The sequence below is a fragment of the Nocardioides sp. CCNWLW239 genome, from assembly GCF_037137035.1.
GTDB lineage: Bacteria > Actinomycetota > Actinomycetes > Propionibacteriales > Nocardioidaceae > Nocardioides.
This window is the reverse complement of record NZ_JBBBNW010000001.1, coordinates 273,312-293,838: the sequence shown is the minus strand read 5'-3', so window position 1 is coordinate 293,838 and position 20,527 is coordinate 273,312. Positions and strand designations below refer to the sequence as shown.

At 69.3% G+C, this 20,527-nt stretch carries 20 protein-coding genes; 14 read left to right on the top strand and 6 right to left on the bottom strand.

Annotation, left to right across the window (positions count from 1 at the left end; translation table 11 throughout):
- Nucleotides 1-199 precede the first annotated feature (199 nt).
- Nucleotides 200-820: a 50S ribosomal protein L25/general stress protein Ctc gene (locus WBG06_RS01395; protein WP_336734379.1), complete on the top strand. Its 621-nt coding sequence runs from the start codon at nt 200-202 to the stop codon at nt 818-820.
- Between the two features lie 7 nt (nt 821-827).
- Complete coding sequence (gene pth, locus WBG06_RS01390; protein ID WP_336734377.1) at nt 828-1,448, top strand: aminoacyl-tRNA hydrolase; 621 nt, start codon at nt 828-830, stop codon at nt 1,446-1,448.
- Here pth and WBG06_RS01385 read toward each other — a convergent pair.
- A complete protein-coding gene (locus WBG06_RS01385; protein WP_336734375.1) occupies nt 1,438-2,046 on the bottom strand; it encodes a response regulator transcription factor in 609 nt (202 codons plus the stop codon). The two genes, pth and WBG06_RS01385, sit on opposite strands and share 11 nt — an antisense overlap.
- A gap of 419 nt (nt 2,047-2,465) precedes the next feature.
- Between WBG06_RS01385 and WBG06_RS01380 the strand changes: the two genes are divergently transcribed.
- The 5 genes from WBG06_RS01380 (at nt 2,466) to WBG06_RS01360 (ending at nt 8,595) form a co-directional block, all read left to right on the top strand.
- A complete protein-coding gene (locus WBG06_RS01380; RefSeq protein ID WP_336734373.1) occupies nt 2,466-3,473 on the top strand; it encodes a sensor histidine kinase in 1,008 nt (335 codons plus the stop codon).
- Nucleotides 3,454-4,146, top strand: coding sequence for a response regulator transcription factor (locus WBG06_RS01375; RefSeq protein ID WP_336734371.1), 693 nt, complete (start codon nt 3,454-3,456; stop codon nt 4,144-4,146). The genes WBG06_RS01380 and WBG06_RS01375 overlap by 20 nt, the downstream gene beginning before the upstream one ends.
- Nucleotides 4,147-4,286: 140 nt before the next feature.
- Entirely contained in the window at nt 4,287-5,633 is a 1,347-nt protein-coding gene (locus WBG06_RS01370) for a sugar transferase (RefSeq protein WP_336734370.1), read from the top strand.
- 81 nt (nt 5,634-5,714) lie between these two features.
- Nucleotides 5,715-7,790: a serine/threonine-protein kinase gene (locus WBG06_RS01365; RefSeq protein WP_336734368.1), complete on the top strand. Its 2,076-nt coding sequence runs from the start codon at nt 5,715-5,717 to the stop codon at nt 7,788-7,790.
- A gap of 10 nt (nt 7,791-7,800) precedes the next feature.
- On the top strand, nt 7,801-8,595 hold the full coding sequence (locus WBG06_RS01360) for a 3'(2'),5'-bisphosphate nucleotidase CysQ (protein ID WP_336734366.1): 795 nt from the start codon (nt 7,801-7,803) through the stop codon (nt 8,593-8,595).
- A gap of 630 nt (nt 8,596-9,225) precedes the next feature.
- On the opposite strand, the gene WBG06_RS01355 is transcribed toward WBG06_RS01360, so the two are convergent.
- Entirely contained in the window at nt 9,226-9,717 is a 492-nt protein-coding gene (locus WBG06_RS01355; protein ID WP_336734365.1) for an SRPBCC family protein, read from the bottom strand.
- A 24-nt stretch (nt 9,718-9,741) separates the two neighbouring features.
- Here WBG06_RS01355 and WBG06_RS01350 point away from each other — a divergent pair, with 24 nt between their 5' ends.
- Both WBG06_RS01350 and WBG06_RS01345 read left to right on the top strand, forming a co-directional pair.
- Nucleotides 9,742-10,488 (top strand): dienelactone hydrolase family protein, encoded by a 747-nt coding sequence (locus WBG06_RS01350; protein WP_336735636.1) that lies wholly within the window; start codon nt 9,742-9,744, stop codon nt 10,486-10,488.
- Nucleotides 10,488-10,985 carry a gluconokinase gene (locus WBG06_RS01345; RefSeq protein WP_336734363.1) on the top strand — a complete coding sequence of 166 codons (498 nt, stop codon included), beginning with the start codon at nt 10,488-10,490 and terminating at the stop codon, nt 10,983-10,985. Before WBG06_RS01350 ends, WBG06_RS01345 begins: the two co-directional genes overlap by 1 nt.
- A gap of 173 nt (nt 10,986-11,158) precedes the next feature.
- Here WBG06_RS01345 and WBG06_RS01340 read toward each other — a convergent pair whose 3' ends face one another.
- Nucleotides 11,159-12,058: a crotonase/enoyl-CoA hydratase family protein gene (locus WBG06_RS01340; protein WP_336734361.1), complete on the bottom strand. Its 900-nt coding sequence runs from the start codon at nt 12,056-12,058 to the stop codon at nt 11,159-11,161.
- Nucleotides 12,059-12,171: 113 nt separating this feature from the next.
- On the opposite strand from WBG06_RS01340, the gene WBG06_RS01335 reads away from it, so the two are divergent.
- Complete coding sequence (locus tag WBG06_RS01335; RefSeq protein ID WP_336734359.1) at nt 12,172-13,323, top strand: sensor histidine kinase; 1,152 nt, start codon at nt 12,172-12,174, stop codon at nt 13,321-13,323.
- Complete coding sequence (locus WBG06_RS01330; RefSeq protein WP_336734357.1) at nt 13,320-14,000, top strand: response regulator transcription factor; 681 nt, start codon at nt 13,320-13,322, stop codon at nt 13,998-14,000. Before WBG06_RS01335 ends, WBG06_RS01330 begins: the two co-directional genes overlap by 4 nt.
- Here WBG06_RS01330 and WBG06_RS01325 read toward each other — a convergent pair whose 3' ends face one another.
- From WBG06_RS01325 to WBG06_RS01315, 3 genes are all read right to left on the bottom strand, one after another.
- Nucleotides 14,001-14,777: an ABC transporter permease subunit gene (locus WBG06_RS01325; protein WP_336734355.1), complete on the bottom strand. Its 777-nt coding sequence runs from the start codon at nt 14,775-14,777 to the stop codon at nt 14,001-14,003. It lies immediately after the preceding gene.
- Nucleotides 14,777-15,502: an ABC transporter ATP-binding protein gene (locus WBG06_RS01320; protein WP_336734354.1), complete on the bottom strand. Its 726-nt coding sequence runs from the start codon at nt 15,500-15,502 to the stop codon at nt 14,777-14,779. Before WBG06_RS01320 ends, WBG06_RS01325 begins: the two co-directional genes overlap by 1 nt.
- 99 nt (nt 15,503-15,601) lie before the next feature.
- A complete protein-coding gene (locus WBG06_RS01315) occupies nt 15,602-16,960 on the bottom strand; it encodes an LCP family protein (protein WP_336734352.1) in 1,359 nt (452 codons plus the stop codon).
- Between the two features lie 112 nt (nt 16,961-17,072).
- On the opposite strand from WBG06_RS01315, the gene WBG06_RS01310 reads away from it, so the two are divergent.
- The 3 genes from WBG06_RS01310 (at nt 17,073) to WBG06_RS01300 (ending at nt 20,517) form a co-directional block, all read left to right on the top strand.
- Nucleotides 17,073-18,584, top strand: a complete 1,512-nt coding sequence (locus tag WBG06_RS01310) for an LCP family glycopolymer transferase (RefSeq protein ID WP_336734351.1) — start codon at nt 17,073-17,075, stop codon at nt 18,582-18,584.
- An 83-nt stretch (nt 18,585-18,667) separates the two neighbouring features.
- Nucleotides 18,668-19,603, top strand: a complete 936-nt coding sequence (locus WBG06_RS01305) for a glycosyltransferase family 2 protein (protein WP_336734350.1) — start codon at nt 18,668-18,670, stop codon at nt 19,601-19,603.
- Entirely contained in the window at nt 19,600-20,517 is a 918-nt protein-coding gene (locus WBG06_RS01300) for a glycosyltransferase (RefSeq protein ID WP_336734349.1), read from the top strand. Before WBG06_RS01305 ends, WBG06_RS01300 begins: the two co-directional genes overlap by 4 nt.
- Nucleotides 20,518-20,527 lie beyond the last annotated feature (10 nt).

Below are 20,527 nucleotides of genomic sequence, written 5' to 3'. Positions count from 1 at the left end.
GTCAGCACGCGCGCGCATTTCGCTGTGAGCGAGATCCGGGGATAGGCTGTGGCAGTTGCCTCGGCGAGGGAGCGTAGTGCGCTCCGTGATCGACAAGGTGGACGTCTCTTCGCAGAGGCGCCGTGCCTTCGTCGCACGGCCTTCGTTGGACCTGCCGGGCGCCATTGACGTCAGCACCACTCATCGAGGAGTTCAACGCATGTCCAGCGAGAAGATCGTCGCCGAGAAGCGCACCGAGTTCGGCAAGGGTGCCGCTCGCCGCATCCGCCGTGAGAACAAGATCCCGGCGGTCGTCTACGGCCACGGCGAGGACCCGATCCACCTGACCCTGCCGGGTCACGCCACCATGATGGCGCTCAAGCACCACGGTGCGAACGCCCTCCTCGAGCTCGACATCGAGGGCAAGAAGCAGCTGGCCCTCACCAAGCAGGTCCAGGTCGACGACGTCCGCCGTGTCATCGAGCACGTCGACTTCGTCGCCGTCCGCGTGGGCGAGAAGGTCACCGTCGACATCGTCGTCAACGTCGTGGGCGACGCCGCGTCCGGCACCATGGTCGTCACCGACGCCAACACCCTGACCGTCGAGGCCGAGGCCACCCACGTGCCGGAGAGCCTCGAGATCAACATCGAGGGTCTCGAGATCGGCACCCAGATCCTGGCCGGCCAGGTCGAGCTGCCCCAGGGCACCACCCTGGTGACCGACCCGGAGACCCTCGTCGTCAACATCACCGAGGCTCGCACCATCGAGGAGCCCGCCGCCGAGGGCGAGGAGTCCGCCGAGGGCGAGTCCGCCGAGACTGAGGCCACCGAGGGCGAGTGACCCACCGGTGACCGACTCGGTGACCGACGGCGTCTGGCTGATCGTCGGCCTGGGCAACCCCGGGCCGACGTACGCCGGGCACCGTCACAACATCGGCTATCTCGTCACCGACGAGCTGGCCAACCGGCTGGACAGCAAGTGGCGTGCCCACAAGTCCGGCCGTGCTGACGTCGTGGAAGGGCGCCTCGCGGGATTCAGAAATGGACACAGCCCTGGGGCGCCCGGCCCACGCGTCGTGCTCGCCCGTGCCCGGACCTACATGAACGAGTCCGGCGGGCCGGTCAAGGCGCTCGCGACCTTCTACAAGGTCCGGCCCGACCACGTCATCGCCATCCACGACGAGCTCGACATCGCCTTCGACACGATGCGGGTCAAGCTGGGTGGCGGCGACAACGGCCACAACGGCCTCAAGTCGATGCGGTCCTCCCTGGGCACCGGCGACTTCTACCGGGTGCGTGTCGGCATCGGCCGCCCGCCCGGACGCCAGGAGGTGCACGACTTCGTGCTCTCCGACTTCTCCAGCGCCGAGCGCAAGGTGCTGCCGTTCGTGGTCGACACCGCGGCGGACGCCATCGAGACGCTGATCACCGAGGGTCTGGAGAAGACCCAGCAGCGGTTCAACTCCTAGGCTGCAGATACCGGTCGTACGCAGCGACCGCAGCCAGCTGGGAACCGACCTCGAACTTCCGCAGGATCGACTTCACCTGGCTACGTACCGTCGCCTGGGCCACGCCGAAGCGTGCCGCGATCTCGGTGACCGTGGCTCCCTCGTAGAGCAGCTCGAGCACCTCGTGCTCGCGCGCGGTCAGCGACCCGACGAGGCGGCGCATCCGGTCCCTCTCGCTGCGCATGAGGTGCCATTGCGCGACCAGCCCGTCGACCTCGGCCGGTGACTGGCCCCGGCGCCCCTCCGCGGCATCGCGCAGCGCGGCCTCGATCGTGTCGGAGTCGGCGTCGGCGGCCAGGACCTCGACCGCGCCGACTTCGAGCAGCGCGCCCCACAGGCCGCCGCGCGGAGCAGTGGTGAGCACGACCCCCGGCAGGCTCACGCCGCGCACCAACGCGCACACCTGGTCCAGTTGGGCCCAGCCGTCGAGGTCGGAGACCATCAGCCAGGTTGCGGGGTCACCGCGGAGGAGATCGGCCGGATTCGCGCCGGTGTCAGCGGTCGCCGTCACGGTGATGCCGTGCTCCTCGAGCACCACTCTCACTGCGTCGAGAGTCATCGTCTCGTCCGCCGAGACAGCGACCCTGAGTCGTACGCTCGAGCCTGCCATGTCTGCCGCGCCGTTCGGTCGTCTCCGGCCCCATCGGATCTCCCGGGGGGTACCGCCATTCTGGCTGGTCACAGACGCGTATCGGGAACATGTTCTACAGTGCCCCAAGTTTGGGGATGACCTGGGACAACGTGTCCCGCAATGTAGGTTGCGGACGACCCCGAAATTCTATGAGTCCTCAATTCTCGGTATTGGCCCGAAATGCGGTCGCGCGACGATAACGTGATGATTACGTTTCCTTCAGCGAAGGAACCGGTCACATCATTCAAATTGGGACGGCCCGACAAGCTCGGGCTGGGTGGAGAAGGGCCTGGACACGGCCCGATCGGGACTCATACCTCACTGGCCGACCCGTCCTGGGGAGCAGTATGTCTACGTCCATCTTCAAGCGGATCAACTCGGGTTGGTTAACTACCGCGTACGCAACCACGACCGCCGTGCTCATCGGCGTCCAGAGCTTTCTCATCGCCGTTCTTCAAGGCCCTTGGGTCTCCTTCCGGTCCCATGACGAGCTCCTCTGGGTCCTCCCGGTGGTCGTCATCACGACCTCGCTGACCGCAGCCGCGTTCCTCCTTCACGGTGCGGTACGCATCTACCGGCGCGTGTGCGCGGCGGAGGCGAAGGCGGCCGACGAGATCTACCACGACCTGCTCAGCGCCCGCGAGACGCAGCGTCTCCAGCGGGCCCGGATGCACGAGGTGACCTCGACCCTCGCCGGCGTGCGCTCGGCCAGCGAGCTGCTGTGCAACTCGGAGACCCTCGACCCGGAGCGCCGCGTCGCCATGATGACCATGATGGGCAGCGAGCTCAGGCGCCTCGAGCGTCTGGTCAGCTCCCACCGGGGCGGCGCCGACACGATGCCCGTCGACGTCGGCGTGATCGACGTCGACGCTGTGCTCCACAACCTCGCCCTGGCCCACGAGGCCAGCGGCACCACCGTCGTCCACGAGCCCAGCAACGCGCTCGCGACCGGGAGCACGGACGCGGCCTCGCAGATCGTCAACATCCTCCTCGACAACGCCGCCAAGCACGGTTCCGGTGCTGTCGACGTCACGGTTCGGCACGAGTCCGGCGAGAGCGGCCAGATGGTCGTGATCGAGGTCTCTGACGACGGTGCCGGTGTGGCCCCTGAGGTGCGGGAACGCATCTTCGACTGGGGCGTCCGGGGGCCGGACTCGGCCGGCCAGGGGATCGGGCTCAACGAGGCCCGCACCGTCGCCGAGCGGATGGGTGGATCCCTCCACCTCGCCGCCACGGAGCGTACGACCTTCGTGGTCTCCCTTCCCAGCGCGGTGATCCAGCCCAGTCCCGTGAGCAGGGGAGCCGAATCCGGAGCAGAGAAGGAAGGCGCCTCCGATGACGCAGTCGCCGCGTAGCCAGTACCGAGTCGTCATCGTCGAGGACCACGTCCTCTTCGCGGAGTCGCTCGAGCTCGCGGTCTCGATGGAGGGATACGACGTACGTCGGGTCCCGATGCCCAGCGAGCCCGTCTCCACCGCCACGATGGTCTCGGTCGTGCTCCGGAACAAGCCGAAGGTCGTGCTTCTCGACCTCGACCTGGGACGCTACGGCGACGGCGTACGTCTCATCGAGCCGCTCGCCAAGGCGGGTGTCGACGTGGTCGTGGTCACCGGTGCGGTCGAGGAGGCACGCTGGGGCCAGGCGCTCCGCAACGGTGCCCGGACGGTGCTGTCCAAATCCCGCCCGCTCGGCGAGATCCTGGGCACCGTCAGACGGCTCTACCAGGGCGCCTGTGTCCTCGCGGTCGGCGACCGCGAGCGGCTGATCCGGATCTGGTTCGACCGTCAGCACGAGATCGCCGAGCTGAGCCGCCGCATCGAGCTGCTCACCAAGCGCGAGTCGCAGGTGCTCGGCCATCTGATGCTCGGCCGCACGGTCCACGAGATCGCCGTCATCGGCGTCGTCTCCGAGGCGACCGTGCGTACGCAGGTGAAGTCGATCCTCGCCAAGCTCCAGGTCACCTCCCAGATCGCAGCGGTCGGGCTCGCTCACCGCCTCGGCTGGCGGTCGCCGCAGTCCCTGGAGTGAGCCCTGGCCCGGTCTGGACCAGTGCGGTGACGTTCCCTCATTTGGTCTAACCGGTGGGGTATCCGTCCCCACGGCCCGGCGAGATCCCGCAGGCTGCAGGCATCGTCGCGTTCGGGAGCGCAGGCCAATGGGGGAGATAGATGACGATCGAACTGGCGTCGGTGGACACCGCAGTCCCGCTCGACGCCGCCCGGAGGAGGGTGCCCCCGAAGGCACCCTCCCTTCGGTTGCAGGCATCGATGCTGGACGGGCTGGCCGTGCTGGCGCTGGCGCCTCTGCTTCTCGGGCAGGAGGTCATCCACGCGCTGGGGTGGGGGCTGGCGTGGGCCCTGACGACGCGGATGACCGCACCGAAGATCCTTCCGGGAGCCGAGCGCCTGCGCGCGACGGTCTCCGGGGTCTTCAAGGCGTTCATGGCGATGAGCATGGCGACCTGGTTGCTGGGCGCCGTGGTCGCGCTGCCGCAGGCGCAGCTGGTCGCGCAGACGATCCTCGGGCTGATGACCGCGCTCGCCTTCCGGGTGGTGGGCTACATCTTCAGCTCGCGGCCGCGCAACCCGCTCCGGGTCGTCGTCGTGGAAGCCACCCATGACACCGGCGCGATCCCGGAGTGGACCCACCGGCTCAGCGGCGGTCTGATGGAGGCGGCGGCGGTCTGCCGCGCCGACGGGCTCCCCGGGGCGATCGCCTCGGTCGCTCCCGATGCCGTGCTGGTCGTTCCCGGCCCCGACCTGGCCGGCCGCGAGATCCAGAGGCTGGCCTGGACGAGCGAGTCCTTCGGCCTGCCGCTGCTGGTCAGCACCCGGATGCAGGACGTCACCCCGCAGCGTACGTCGTCGATGCGACTGGGCTCGATGACGCTCCTCTACGTCGACGAGGCCCTGCGGGCTCGGCTGACCCGGGTCGCCAAGTACGTGTGGGAGTGGCTGGCCTCGGTGGCCGCCCTCGCCGTCCTGCTCCCGGTCTTCGCCGTCGTCGCCGTCCTGATCAAGCTCGACTCGCCGGGACCGGTCTTCTTCCGGCAGGTACGCGTCGGCCGGGGCGGTGACCAGTTCCGGATCTGGAAGTTCCGCACCATGGTCGTGGACGCGGAGTCGCTGCTGCGTACGCTCGACCACCGCCCCGGACACGTGCTCTTCAAGCTCCGTGCCGACCCCCGGGTGACCCGGGTGGGTCGGGTGCTGCGGAAGTACTCCCTCGACGAGCTGCCGCAGCTGTTCAACATCGTGCTGGGTCAGATGTCGCTCGTCGGGCCCCGCCCGGGACTGCCGAGCGAGGTCGCGATGTACGATCGCGACTCTCATCGCCGACTCGCGGTTGCTCCCGGTCTGACCGGGCTGTGGCAGGTCTCGGGGCGTTCGGATCTCTCCTGGGAGGACACCGTCCGGCTGGATCTGGACTACGTCGACAACTGGACGCTGCTACGGGACTTCGGAATCGTCGTGCGCACAGTCAAGGCTGTAGTCCGCGGCTCTGGCGCCTACTAGTGAGAGTCCCCTAAACTCCCGGCCGTTGAGTGAACAACCGTGCACGAACGAACAACTTGATCATCGACGGGACCGTCCCCCATGCAAACCTCCCCCCACCCCACGATCGCCGGCCGTTATGAGCTGCACCGCCTGATCGGGCGAGGCGGTATGGGCGAGGTCTGGCAAGCCCTGGACCTCACCCTGCAGCGCTGGGTCGCGGTGAAGATCGTCAGGACGTCGGCCGACCCGACCATGGTCGAGCGGTTCCGACGCGAAGCGCTCTCCACCGCGGCCGCCAGCCACCCCGGCACCGTGCAGGTCCACGACGCCGGGATCGAGCGGACCGACAGCGGGCCGATGGCCTTCCTCGTCATGGAGCTGCTGCCCGGGCCCGACCTCGGCGAGCGGCTGCGCTCCCACGGTCCGCTGATCGCCCGCGAGGCCGGCGAGGTCGTCGTCCAGGCTGCGCGAACTCTCGCCGCGGTCCACGGTCAGGGCATCGTCCACCGTGACATCAAGCCGTCCAACCTCGTCTACGACGGCGACCGCCGGATCAGGATCGTCGACTTCGGGATCGCCCAGCTCGCCCGGCTGGGCGACCAACGGCTGACCTCCACCCACGACGTCGTCGGAAGTCTCGGCTACCTCTCACCCGAGCGCGGCTCGGGCGGCGAGGTCGGTCCGCCGAGCGACATCTACTCGCTGGGCTGCGTCTTCTTCGAGATGCTCACCGGGCGAACCCCCTACGCCGGCGGTGCGCCTGCGACGGTCGTCTACCAGCACGCCACCGCGCCCATCCCGCGGGTCAGCAGCAGCGTCTCGGTCCCGGGGATCATCGACGACCTGGTGGCGATGATGATGGCCAAGGAGCCCGCACAGCGGCCAAGCGCCCAGGATGTCGTCGCGGTGCTCACCGGGTCGGGTCCGCTGCCGGTCTTCGACGCGCAGGTGCCGAGGCCGCGCGCGACCCACGCCTCGGGCCCGATCAGCACCTCCGGACCGATCAGCACCTCCGGTGCCTTCGAGGCGTACGCCGGGAGCGGCTCGTTCCCTGCTGCTGCCCCCGCGGGGACCGGCGGGTTCTCGAAGATCGGCGCCAGCGGCCCGATCCCGACGGGCGGTGCGCGGGCGGCGAAGCGCCCTGGGCGTAGCCACCGGGCGGTGAGCATCCTGCTGGCCGTCGCCCTGCTCGGGGTGGCCGTCGGCGGCTGGGCGACGTTCGCCGCTTTCCGGGGTTCGTCGGAGACGGGTCGGGCGGCCGCGCTCAGCGAGGCGCTCCCGGAGACCATCGAGCTCGCCGTCGACGTGATCTTCGAACGGGACGCCCTTCAGCCCGTCGCACAGGCGCCGGTCAACGTACGTTCCACCTACCTGCACACCACCGACCTCGCGATCGAGGAGTGGCAGACCGCTGCGGCCAAGATCGACGTGGACGGCGATCCCGAGCTCCGAACCCTGCACCACGACATCAGCGAGGTGCTCGACGACTTCGAGCTCCGCCGGGTCGAGATGCAGGAGGGTGACCGGGCCAGCCAAGAGGCCGCCCGCGAGGTCTACACGGGGCTGGCCAGCAACCTGCTGGCGCTCGCCGCGCAGCTGCCGGAGCTGGAGGACGACGAGACCGGCGACCAGATCCGCAACCTCAGCAACCTGAAAGCGGCCGCCGAGGCGTTCAGCATCGAGCGGGAGATCGTGATCGTGGCGCTCTCCGAGAACCAGATCAGCACGAAGTCGGTCAAGGAGCTCACCGACGCGGAGGCTTCCTGGGTGAAGGCGTCCTCGGCGTTCTACTCGGGTGCCTCGCCCACCCTGCAGGCGGACCTGGACCGGATCTCCGACGGCACCTTCGACAAGGGCTCGGGCGCGATGATGGTGCAGCGCACGGTCCGCGACGTCGCGGCGACCGGCAGCATCAGCGGTGTCGCCAAGGAGCTGAAGGCGGCGTCGAAGGGTGAGCCGATCGTACGCACCTGGTCCGACGGCGCCGTCGCCTATATCCAGAGTCTTCTCGAGGTGATCCTGACCTCGGCCGAGACCATGGCCGACGACGTCACCGATGAGCACGAGCGCGCCAAGACCGGGCTGGTCCTCCGCTCCGTTCTGACCGGGGTGGCGCTGGTCGCCGCGATCGGCCTCGGGCTGGCCCTGCAACGGAACCGGCGGACGTCTCGATAGAGTGCCGCGGGTGACTGAGCCTACGACCGAGATCCTCGCCTCCGACCACCTGCTGGCCGCCTGGCTGGCCGAGACGGCCGGACGCCGCCTGCTCGAGGTGCGTGCCACCTCGGGCCTGGAGGGCAAAGAGCTGAAGGACGCCGGCGACCTGGCGGCCCACGAGCTCCTGATGGAGCTCGTCGCGAAGTACCGGCCGGAGGACGCCGTCCTGTCCGAGGAGGGCAAGGACTCCAAGGAGCGGCTCACCAAGGACCGGGTGTGGATCATCGACCCGCTCGACGGCACCCGGGAGTTCTCCGAGCCGCCGCGCGACGACTGGGCTGTGCACGTGGCGTTGTGGGGCTCGTCCAACGGCGGTGAGCTGATCGCCGGCGCCGTCGCTCAGCCGGCCCTGGCCGACGCCTCCGTGCAGAGCACGTTCCACACCGGCGCAGCACCCGTCGTACCGCCGTCGACCTCACCCCGCCCCCGCATCGCCGTCTCCCGCAGCCGTCCGCCCGCGTTCGTCGAGGCACTGGCCGAGGAGCTCGGCGCCGAGCTGGTCCCGATGGGGTCGGCCGGCGTGAAGATGATGTCGGTCGTGCGGGACATCTCCGACGCGTACGTCCACGCAGGCGGGCAGTACGAGTGGGACTCGGCTGCTCCCGTAGCCGTCGCCGCCGCCGCCGGGCTGTTCACCTCCCGGATCGACGGGTCGCCGCTGCGCTACAACCAGGACGACGTGTATCTGCCTGATGTGATCGTGTGTCGGCCGGAGCTGTCGGAGCAGATTCTCTCGTTCATCAAGCGGCATGGGGTGGAGTGAATTCGGGGTGGCGTAACCCGCTCTTTTGGTGACTGTTTTTCATGGAACTGTGGGCCGCCGCCCCGTTCTTCGAGGGTCTTCTCGCCGTGCCCCGGAGTCAAGGACGGCCTGCGGCCGCCGGCTACGCCGGTCGCCTTCGGCGATCCTTGACACCGGACCACGTCGAGAAAAGATTTGGCTGGCTATCGGGACGGCGGCCCCGGTGTGGCCGGAGGCACACTGTCCCGGGAACAGGCACCCTTCGCGCTGAACGAACGTTCGTTCATCCCACCAAGAGCCCTGTCCACCGGTGAAAGAAAATCTTCTTTCACCCGCCAACCCGTGGTTCCTCAGCCCGGCACGGTCGGGGCTGAACGAACGTTCGTTCAGCCCCCAGACCCAATCCCGCACCCAACCCAGACCTCCGCACCACACCCCTGCCGCCGACCCGATAGCCAGCCAAGTTTTTTCTCGACGTGACCCGGTGTCAAGGATCGCCGAAGGCGACCGGCGAAGCCGGCGGCCGCAGGCCGTCCTTGACGCCGGGTCACGTCGAGAAGACCCTCGAAGAAGGGTCGGCGGCAGCGGCCACCCCAAAACACGACGCCCCCCACGCGGCAAATCAAGAAGCTCAGCCCTCAACGAACTCCTTCAACGAACACCCTCAACCAAAACCCCCTCCAAAGCCTCCAAACCCAACCGCGCATACCCCTTCCACATCCACCCGAACACAGGCATCGCAACCGCTCCCACACGAGAAGAAGGAGTGACGGACCACGACCAGGTGACCCTGGTGCCGGTGCCAGCAGGTGCGAAGGACCAGCGGCCGACGACGTGGCCGACGAGCAGCTTGAGCGGCCCGGTGAGCGGCGTGATCTCGTAGGAGAACGACGACGGGGCATCGATGGTGGTCAGAGTCTCCCGCATGGTCGCTCCGTCGGAGAGGACGATCGTGCGGGTCTCGCCGACGGAGTCCCAGCCGCCGGCCTGGTCGCGGACCTCGGCGATGGGGCTGATCGCGGCGTACCGGCGACCGAAGATCTGCGGCAGCGGAGCAGGGAGAACGCGGGCGAGGGCGGTCTCGTAGGCGGCCGGGATCGCGCGGGAGGACTCGAGGTGCAGCGTTTCTGGGTGCTGGGTCATGGCTACGAGCATGGCAGTAGCGTGATGGTCGTGGTTGAGCTGATCGAGATCCAGACCCCCGACGGCACCGCCGAGGCCTACCTCGCCCGGCCCGAGAGTGCACCGAAGGGCGGGGTGCTCGTCTACATGGATGCGATCGGCCTGCGACCACGGCTGGCCGAGATGATCGAGCAGGTCGCGTCCTGGGGTTACCTCGTGCTCGCGCCCAACACGTTCTACCGCGACGGCAGCGTGGCCGAGCTGGCGCCGACCGCCGACCTCCGCGACCCTGCGGCTCGGGACGCCTACTTCGCGGACCGTGCGATGGCCCGGGTGCGTGGACTCACCGTGGCCCGCCTGGAGGTCGACATCCCGGCGTACGTCCAGGCTCTCCGGACCCACGTCACCGGCCCGCTCGCGACGCACGGCTACTGCATGGGCGCGCGGCTGGCGGTGCGGACCGCCGGGCTGTTCCCCGAGGAGTTCGTCGCGGTCGGCGGGTTCCACGGCGGAGGGCTGGTCACCGCGGCCGCGGACTCGCCGCACACCTGCATCGCCGGGACGACGGCGGAGTACTACTTCGGTCATGCCGACCACGACCGTTCGATGACGCCGGAGCATGTCGCCGATCTCGGTCGGGCGCTCGAGGACGCCGGGGTGGCTCACACCAACCTGATCTACCCCGACGCCCCGCACGGCTACACGATGGCGGACACCTCCTCCTACCAGGAGGCGGGGACGCAGCGGCACTTCGCCGACCTCGAGGCCCTCTACGCCCGTACGATGGTCTGATGGCGAAACCGGTGCTGGTCGTGATGGGTGTCTCGGGCTCGGGGAAGTCGACGATCGGGGCGGCGATCGCGGGCAGGCTGCGGGTCCCGTTCGAGGACGCCGACGACCTGCACCCGCAGGCGAACATCGAGAAGATGACCGCCGGGATCGCGCTCGACGACGACGACCGCTACCCGTGGCTGGAGGCGGTCGGGGAGTGGCTCGCCCGGCACGCCGAGCGTGGCGGTGTGATGAGCTGCTCGGCGCTGAAGCGGAAATACCGCGACCAGCTCCGCCGGCACCTCCCCGAGGTCACCTTCCTGCACCTGGAGGGCACCCGCGAGGTGATCGCCAGACGTCAGGCGAGCCGGCCGGGCCACTTCATGCCGGCCTCGCTGCTGGAGAGCCAGTTCCGGACGCTCGAGCCGCTCGAGAAGGACGAGGCCGGGTGCGCCATCGACGTCGACCAGCCGGTCGACGCGATCGTCGAGGAGTACGCACGCCTGATCGGCGCGTAGGGCTGGCATCTCCTGGGACGGCGCCGAGAGGCGGCCGACACGCGCCCATCTCGGGTTGGGCACTGCGTGCCGGCCGCGGCCACACCCGGGTGAGGGACCAGCGGGCGGGCCCACTTTCGACGGTAGCCCACGATCTCCCGACAGGCCAGGGGGTATGTGGCCAACGGTGCAGGTCAGCCCGTAAAAATATCCCCGGGGAAGACGTCAGGAACCTCGGACGCCTTCGCGGCGAACTTCGGGTCACGCTTCTCCAGGAAGGCCGCGACGCCCTCCTTGCCGTCGCCGATCGAGCTGTAGAACATCGCCAGCGAGTCGGCCAGGTGAGCCTCGATGGGATGGCGTGCGGAGGCATTGCGGGTGATCAGCTGTCGCACGAGCGCGGTGCCGGCGGGGGACCGGTTCTGGGTGAACCTCCGCGCCAGCTCGAAGGCCGCGGGCAGCAGCTCGTCGGGCAGGTGGATGCTGCGGACCAGGCCACCGTCGAGCGCCTGGTCGGGGTCGAGGATCTCGGCGGTGTAGAGCCACTCCAGGGCGCGGGGGATCCCCACGACCCGGGGCAGGAAGTAGGAGGAGCAGGCCTCGGGGACGATGCCGAGCTTGCCGAAGACGAAGCCGATCTTCGCCTTGGACGACGCCAGGCGCGCATCCATCGCGCACAGCATGGTGGCGCCGATGCCGACCGCGGGCCCGTTGACCGCGGCGATCACCGGCTTGGGGAGCGCGTGGATCGCGAGGGTGACCTTGCCCCCGGTGTCGCGTACGCCCTCGGCGTACTCGGGGTGCTTGGCCGGGTCGGCGAGGTGCTCGGCGAGCTTCTCGGGCGTCGGCTGCAGCGACTCGTCGAGGCCGAACACGTTGCCCTCCGCCGACAGGTCCATGCCTGCGCAGAAGGCGCGTCCGGCGCCGGTGACGATCACCGCGCGCACCTCGTCGGCCATCGCGTCGGTGGTGAAGACCTCCTCCAGCTCGCGCGCCATCGTCACGGTGAACGAGTTGAGCGCGTCGGGGCGGTTGAGGGTCAGGAGCGCGATGCCGTCGGCGTCCACGTCGAAGGTCAGGGTCTCGTAAGCCATGGGCCACAGTCTGTATCGCTTACGTTCGGCTACGGAAGGGTGGGTCTGCCTGGTGTCTACATACTGTCGAAAGTCGGTACGTCCGGAGCGAAGCCGCAACTACCGTGGTGAGGGTGAGTCTGCTGCGCCGGCCCCGAGCCTGGGCTGAGCCATTTCGCGTCCTGGGGATCCTCTCGGGACTGCTCGTGGTGGCGGTCGCCGCCGAGCACCTCTACATGAGCAGTGCCGGCCACCCGCAGTGGTCGGGCTGGTCGGCGGTGGTGGGTGTCTTCGGTGTCGCGCTCGCGATGTGGGTCCGCCCCAGGCACCCTGCGGTCGCGGTGGCGCTGGTGTGTGCGCTGGTCGGTGGCACGGTGGTGGCCAACGACGGCTGGATCCTGATCAGCTATGTCGCTTTCGCGGTCCTGATCAGCTTCCTCGTCGGCAGATGGGCCGACCGGGTGTGGCCGTCCGCGGTCGTGACGGCCGTAGCCGTGGCGACGCTGACGGTGATCGATGCGGTCGTGAACGACGGCGGGGTACGCGTGGCGCTGGCCGGCAACATGATCGTCTTCATGGCGCTGCCCTGGCTCAGCGGCCGCTATCTGCGCCAGGTCGCCCGCAGCCACTCGACGGAGATCGAGCAGGTCCAGCTCACCGAACGCGCCCGGATCGCCCAGGAGATGCACGACTCGCTGGGTCACGAGCTCAGCCTGATCGCGCTCCGCGCCGGCGCTCTCGAGGTGGCTCCGGGGCTCTCCGAGCCCCATCAGAAGGCGGCCGGCGCCATCCGTACGGCCGCCGCCGAGGCGACCGAACGGCTCGGCGAGATCGTCGGCGTCCTTCGCCCAGCGGAGGAGGAGCCGCCGCTGACCCCGGGCGCGCCCGGGATCGCCGGATTGGTCGAACGCGCGCGGGAGTCGGGGATGGACGTACGCCTGACGGGCTCGCTCGACACGAGCTCCGGCGCCACGGCGGTGCGGGACGCCGCCGCGCACCGGATCGTGCAGGAGGCCCTGACCAACGCTGCCCGACATGCCCCCGGATCGGTTGTGACGGTCTCGGTGGACACCACGGCCGACGGCGTACGTCTCGTGGTGAGCAACGGCCGCGCGACCCTCCCGCCCCGGGCCGGCGCGACCACCGGGCTCGGTCTGGCCGGGCTCGAGGAGGCCGCCCGCGCCGCCGGTGGCACGCTGCGTCACGGCCCCACCGCGGCCGGCGGGTTCGAGGTGGTCGCCGATCTCCCGGCCCGTGCCGACCGACGACGCGAGGTGAAGCTGTGATCCGGGTGCTGCTCGCCGATGACGAGGCGATGGTCCGCGCCGGCGTACGCGCGATCCTGGAGACCGACGCGGCGATCGAGGTGGTCGCCGAAGCCGCCGACGGGCGCGAGGCGGTCGACGCCGCACAGCGCCACCGGCCCGACGTCGCGCTGCTCGACGTACGGATGCCGCGGATGGACGGCCTGGCCGCCGGGGCCGAGATCGCCCGGACCGTGCCGGAGACCGCACGGGTCATGCTGACCACCTTCTCCGAGGACGCCTACATCGCCCGAGCGCTCGGCGACGGAGCGAGCGGGTTCCTGCTGAAGTCCGGCGACCCGCGCGAGCTGCTCGCGGGCGTGCATGCGGTCGCCGAGGGCGCCGCCTACCTCTCGCCGCGGGTCGCCCAACGGGTCATCGCCGAGCTCGGCGCCGGTGCCGGCGACCGGATGTCGCGCTCCGCCGATGCGCGGGCCAAGGTCGCCGCTCTCACCGACCGCGAACGCGAGGTGATGGCGCTGGTCGGCGCAGGGCTCTCCAACGCCGAGATCGGCCGCCGTCTCCATCTCGTGGAGGGCACCGTGAAGGCCTATCTGAGCAGCGCTTTCGGGCGTCTCGGCGTACGCAACCGGGTGCAGGCAGCGATCCTCGCCCACGAGGCAGGGCTCGTGAGCGAGGATCGGGCTTCTCACCGGTGATCAGGCATCGCGTCGGCGGAACACCACATAACCTGCCAGCAGCGTGACGGCGGACCAGGCGGCGAAGAGCCCGAGTCCGCCGGCGGCGTCATACGGGAGCCCGTCGTCGAGTCCGAAGAGCGTCGCGATCCCGATGCCGAGATACTCCGTCCCGGCCGTCCCCGGCAGGTAGTAGGAGACGTCGGTCATCAGGTCCATCCCGCTCATCATCAGCACCATCGGCAGCAGGAAGAGCGCCAGGAAGGCGACCACGAGCGCACCCGCGGTGCTGCGCAGCGCCACCGCCAGCCCGATGGCCAGTGCGACGACGACGCCCATGTAGACGCTGACCTTGCCTGCAGTCGTGGCCACCGCGGAGAGGTCGAAGACCCCGTAGTCACCCGCCGTCAGATAGCCGAGGCCTGCACCGAGGAAGGCGAGCAACGCTCCGGCGACCAGGGCGACGGCCTCGACCACGACGAGCTTCGCGGCCAGCACCCGGCCGCGCCGGGGTTCGCACTGCAGGGTCGTACGCATGCTGCCGGAGGCATACTCCGAGGTCACCGTCAGCAGGGCCAGCGCGATCAGCGCGAACTGGGTGAACAGCAGCCCGGCCGTGGCGACGTCCTCGACGTGGAGGAGCTGGTCGGCGTGGGAGAGGTCCGGGTTGGGCTCGGCCGCGTCGAAACCCAGCGGGACCGAGTAGAGCGCCATCAGCGCCGCCGCGCCGATCAGGCACCACCAGGTCGAGCGGACCGACCAGAGCTTGGTCCATTCGGACGAGATCGTGGCAAGCATCAGGCCACCTCGCTTCCCGTGTACTCGACGCTGCCGGCGGTCAGCCGGAAGTACGCCTCTTCGAGCGACCCGTGCCCGGCGACGAACGAGTCCAGCGGCGAGTCCGCGAGCAGCCGCCCGCGACCCAGCACCACCAGATGGTCGGCGGTCTGCTGCATCTCGCTCATCAGGTGGCTGGACACCAGGACCGTACGCCCCTCCGCGGCCAGCGACCGCAGCAGCTTCCGGATCCACATCACCCCGTCGGGATCGAGCCCGTTGACCGGTTCGTCGAAGAGCATCACCCGCGGGTCGCCGAGCAGCACGCCTGCGATCCCGAGCCGCTGGCTCATCCCGAGCGACAGGTTGCCGGCCCGCCGGCGGGCGACCCCGGTCAGCCCGACCCGCTCGAGCACCTCGTCCACCCGGGCCACCGGGATCGAGTTGCTCCGCGCCATCGCCACCAGATGCGTACGCACCCGGCGACCCGGGTGCACGGCCTTGGCGTCCAGCAGCGCCCCGACCTCGCGCAGCGGACGCCGCAACGAGACGTAGGGCCGGCCGTCGATCGTGGCGGTGCCGGAGGTGGGTCGGTCCAGTCCGAGGATCATCCGCATCGTGGTGGACTTCCCGGCGCCGTTGGGTCCGAGGAAGCCGGTGACCCGTCCGGGTTCTATCTGCACGGTGAGGTCGTCGACCGCGGTGGTCGCGCCGTACCTCTTGGTCAGGTGGTCCAAAGTGATCATGCTCCGAACCTAGGGACGTACGCGGCCACGGACAGTGGACGAAAAGCAGCCGTCCCTACCGACGAAAGTCAGTAGGGACGGCTGCGTTCGGGGCTGAGATCAGCCGGTGACGCTCTTCGGCAGGCCGGTGGGCGTGCAGAGCTCGTTCGGGATGTCGTCGATGGTGTCGTCCTTGATGTGGCCGAACATCTCCAGGGCCCGGTCCTTGTCCCAGTCGACCGACATGTTGGCGATCGGGACGCCGCAGGTCATCGCGGAGCCGTCGGCCAGCGACTTGAACGCCCAGGCGAACTTCGCGCCGCCGAAGACGCTCATGCCCTTGCCGACCTTGAGGCCCTCGGCGCCCTTGCCCATCTGGGCGAGCTTGAACGGGTTGAGCACGGTGCCCGGGTTGGTCATCTTCTTGCCGATCCCGGAGATGACCTCGGTCTGGTTGACGCCTCGCGCCAGGTCGCCGGTGCTCTCCACGTGCCGTGAGCGTGCGTACGCCAGTGCGGTCGCGCCGTCGACCTCCTGGCAGCCCTTCTCGATGTCCAGCCCGGCCAGGTCGTCCTTCATGTCCTGCTTGGGACAGATCTTGACGCCGCCGACGCCGTCGACCAGCCGGGCGAGCCCGCCCATGCCGATCTCGACGTAGCCGTCGATGCGGATGCCGGTGTTCTCCTCGATCGTCTGCACCAGCAGCTCGGGGCCGCCGTGCGCGAACGCGGCGTTGATCTTGGTGCGCCCGTATCCGGGCACGTTCACGTTGGAGTCGCGCGGGATGGTGACGACGATGGTCTTGCCGCCGCCGGTGTGCAGCAGCTTGATCGTGTCGGTGCGGCTGCCGGCGGCGTCGCCGGTGTGCAGCTTCTTCTTCTCCTCGGCGGTCAGACCTTCGCGCGAGTCGCTGGCGACGATGAGGTAGGTCTTGCCCGGCTGGTCCGCCGGCCGCTCGCCGGCGGTCGGCTCGTAGGCCACCTTGTCGACCTTGTTCCAGGCGCTGATGCCGATCCAGGCGACGGCGCCGACCAGGATCAGCACCGGGATCAGCACGATGGCGAGAAACGTGCGGAACGGGTGGCGCTTCTTGGGCTTCGGAGCACGGCCCCCGCGACCGCCGCCGTAGCCGTCGCCCCGACCTCCGGGACCGCCGAAACCACCGTTGCCGCCGCCGTACTCGCTCGGCTGGCTCCAGCCACCCTGCTGGCCGTAGCCCTGGTCATACCCCTGGTTGTAGCCGTGGTCACGGCCCTGACCCGGCGTCGGCGCGATCTCCCCCGGCTGGGGAAGCGGCCGATCGTAGCCGCCGCGCGGCGGCGCCGGGGGCGGCGAGCCCGCGGAGGGTCGCCGGACCGTGGGCATGACGTTGGTGGGCTCCGGTCCGGAGGACGGAGCGGACTGGCCACTCCCGTACGCCCAGCCGTACTGCTGCGACCGGGGATCGTTGGGGTTGCCAGGGTTGCGGGGGTTTGGCATGCGCTCAAAGGTACCGTGCCGCGCCGATAGAGTTGGTCGGCGCGTCGCACCCCCGTGTTACGTGTGTGACTAGTGATACTGGCGGTGCAAACTCTTACCCGAGGGACGAGTGATGGCTGATCAGAACTACCGGCCCCAGCGTACGGCCGCCGAACGCGCGTCTCGCGTGCGGTTCCGCCGTGCCATGGCGCTGCTGCTGATCACGCTGCTCCTGCCCGGCTCGGCCCAGCTCGTCGCCGGCAACCGCCGCGTCGGCCGGATCGCGATCTGGACCGTCATCGGCCTCGCGCTCACCGCCGTCCTGGTCTTCCTCATCTCTCTGGTCTGGCAGGGCCTGCTCTTCCAGCTCGGCACCAGGCCGTGGCTGCTCGGTGTCCTCCGGCTCGGGCTCATCGTCGGCGGGATCGCCTGGGCGGCGCTCTTCGTCGACGCGTGGCGCCTGGGCCGTCCGCTCGAGCTCGACCTCAAGCAGCGCCGGATCGTCGTCGCGATCAACGGCGCGCTGGCCTTCTCGGTGGCCGCGACCATGCTCTTCGGCGCTCACCTGGTCAACGTGCACAAGGGCATGGTCGAGACGATCTTCGCCGGCGCCGAGGCCGCCGAGGCCCACAACGGCCGCTTCAACATCCTGCTGGCCGGCGCCGACTCCGACGGTGGGAAGACGCGCACGGGCCTGCGCCCGGACTCGCTCACGGTCGCCTCCATCGACGCGATCACCGGCCGCACCGTCCTCATCGGCCTGCCTCGCAACCTGCAGAACTTCCCCTTCGACGACGGCTCGCCGATGGACAAGGAGTTCCCGCGCGGCTTCGACTGCGACGGCTGCTACCTCAACGGGGTGAGCACCTGGGCCAACGACAACAAGGTCTACCAGGACGAGAAGGACCCGGGCATGGCGGCCACCGTCGACGCCGTCGAGGGCATCACCGACCTGCAGATCAGCTACTACGCGATCGTCGACCTCAACGGCTTCGAGGAGATCGTGGACGCGATCGGCGGCGTCACCCTGAACGTACGCCAGCCGATCCCGGTCGGCATCCCCTCCGACGACTTCTACACCCACATCGAGCCGGGCGTGAAGAAGCTCGACGGCTGGGAGACCCTCTGGTACGCCCGGGCCCGTCACGACTCCGACGACTACTCCCGGATGGCCCGCCAGAAGTGCGTCCTGAACGCGATCCTGCAGCAGACCAGCCCCGCCGACGTCGTACGCCACTACCAGGACGTCGCGAAGGCGACCGGGGCCACGATCACCACCTCCGTCCCGCCGAGCGAGATCGAGCTGTTCTCGAGGCTGGCGCTGAAGGCGAAGTCGCAGAAGATCTCGACGCTCTCGCTGGTGCCGCCCGTGGTCGACACCGCCGACCCGAACATGTCGAAGATCCATGCCGAGGTCCGCAAGGCGGTGAAGAAGGCCACCCCGAAGAAGGAGGAGGCGTTCAAGTCGCAGAGCGAGTCGTCCGGCACCGGCGAGGACGGCGAGACCAAGGCGCCCGCCCCCACGAACAAGCCCGAGGCCACCGGCGACTCCGGCAAGGGCGGTCCCGTCACCGGCGGCTCGCTCGGTTCGCGCAACAAGGGCTACCAGGCCAACGAGACCGACGACCTCGCCTCGGCGTGCTGAGCCTGTTGAACAACGCGTTAACGGGGGACCGCGGCGACTCGCTGATTCCCGGGATACCTGGCGGTCGCGGATAGTCTGGATCCGTGCCAGGGAGCAAACGTGTCGCCGCCGTCGTGGTGACCTTCAACCGTCTCGAGCTGCTGCAGCGACTGCTGGAGCGGCTCGACGTGGTCGACGGCCTCGACGAGGTGATCGTCATCGACAACGCCTCCACGGACGGTACGTCGCAGTGGCTCGCCGAGCTCGACGGTGCCGAGGAGCCGGGTCAGCGCCAGGTTCCGGTGCTCGCCCGCACCCTGCAGCGCAACAGTGGTGGCGCCGGAGGATTCCACGACGGCCTGGAGCTGGCCATCGAGCGCGGTGCCGATCTGGTCTGGCTGATGGACGACGACGGTCTGCCCGACCCTGACTGCCTGGCACTGCTGCTCAAGCAGACCGACCTCGACTTCTGGGGGCCGCTCGTCGTCGACGAGGACGACCCCGGCCGCCTCGTCTTCCCGATCCGTCTTCCCGGCCGCTCCAAGGTCGTGCACCAGCTCGCCGACGTCGAGCAGGCCGCGACCGACGGCCTGATCCGGGACATCGTGATCCCGTTCAACGGCGTTCTGGTCACCCGCGAGCTCGTGGAGCGGATCGGCTACCCCCGCGCGGAATACTTCATCTGGGGCGACGACCACGAATACCGCCTGCGGGCCGAGAAGGCCGGAGCCCGGATCGCGACCGTCGTAGGGGCTCAGGTGCGCCACCCGGCCGTCGGTGATCTGGGCACCCCGATGGCGTGGGGGAGGGCGACCTACAACCACACCCCGAGCGACCTGAAGCACTACTGCATGGCGCGCAACAACCTGCTCAACCTGCGCGACTACCGCGGGTGGCCCTTCGCTTTGGCTTTCGTGGCGAAGACTCTATGGTTCTACCTGCTCACCAAGCCGCAGCCGAGCCGGATCCGGCTGTCGATGCAGGCGTGGTGGGCGGCCGTCCGGGGGGACTTCAGTGGACACGAGAGGTTCCTTCGTTGAGCACCACCCGTGAGACGGTCGCGATCGTCGTCGTCACCTACAACCGCGCGGACATGCTGCGTGGGCTGCTCGACGGGCTCACCAAGCTCGACCAGCCCGCCGATGCCGTGATCGTCGTCGACAACGCGTCCACCGACCACACCGCCCAGGTCCTCGCCGAGGCGGTCACGCCCAACCTCCAGGTCATCGACAGCCCGGAGAACCTCGGCGGCGCCGGTGGCTTCCACCTCGGCACCAAGGCCGCCGTGGAGCAGGGCTGGGATCGCCTCTACCTGATCGACGACGACGTCGTCCCGGCCCACGACTGCCTCGAGGTGCTGCTCGCCCAGGACGAGGACTGTCTCTTCTCGGTGCGCGAGGACCGCAACGGCAAGCTGATCGAGCTGGCCGCGCTGAAGTTCGACCTGCGCAACCCGCTCGCGATCAAGCCCAAGACCGCCGCGGTGATGGACACCTACCCGACCCGTGACGCCATGCCCGAGCGGGTCCCGGTGGAGAACGTCGCCTTCGAGGGCTTCATGATCCGCCGCACCGTCCTCGAGGAGATCGGGCTCCCCGACCCGTCCTACTTCATCTTCTACGACGACGTGGATCTCGCGATCCGCGCCCGCCGCACCGGCCGCACCATCTGGGCCGTGCGCGACGCGGTGCTCGTGCGTCAGCTCGACTTCAGCCAGCAGCACGACCTGGCCGGCTGGAAGGGCTTCTACATGTACCGCAACCTCTTCGTCGTCCACTTCCGCTACGGCGAGAACGTCCTCGTACGTCTCAAGCCCTGGCTCATCACCGCGGCTGTGGTCCTCCTCAGCCCGCTACGCGGCGGCAAGCACGAGGCCGTCAACGTGATCAAAGCCCTGCGCGCTGCGCGGGGCATGCGAACGCTGCCCAATTCAGCACCCTCCACCTCCTCCTGACCGACCCCTT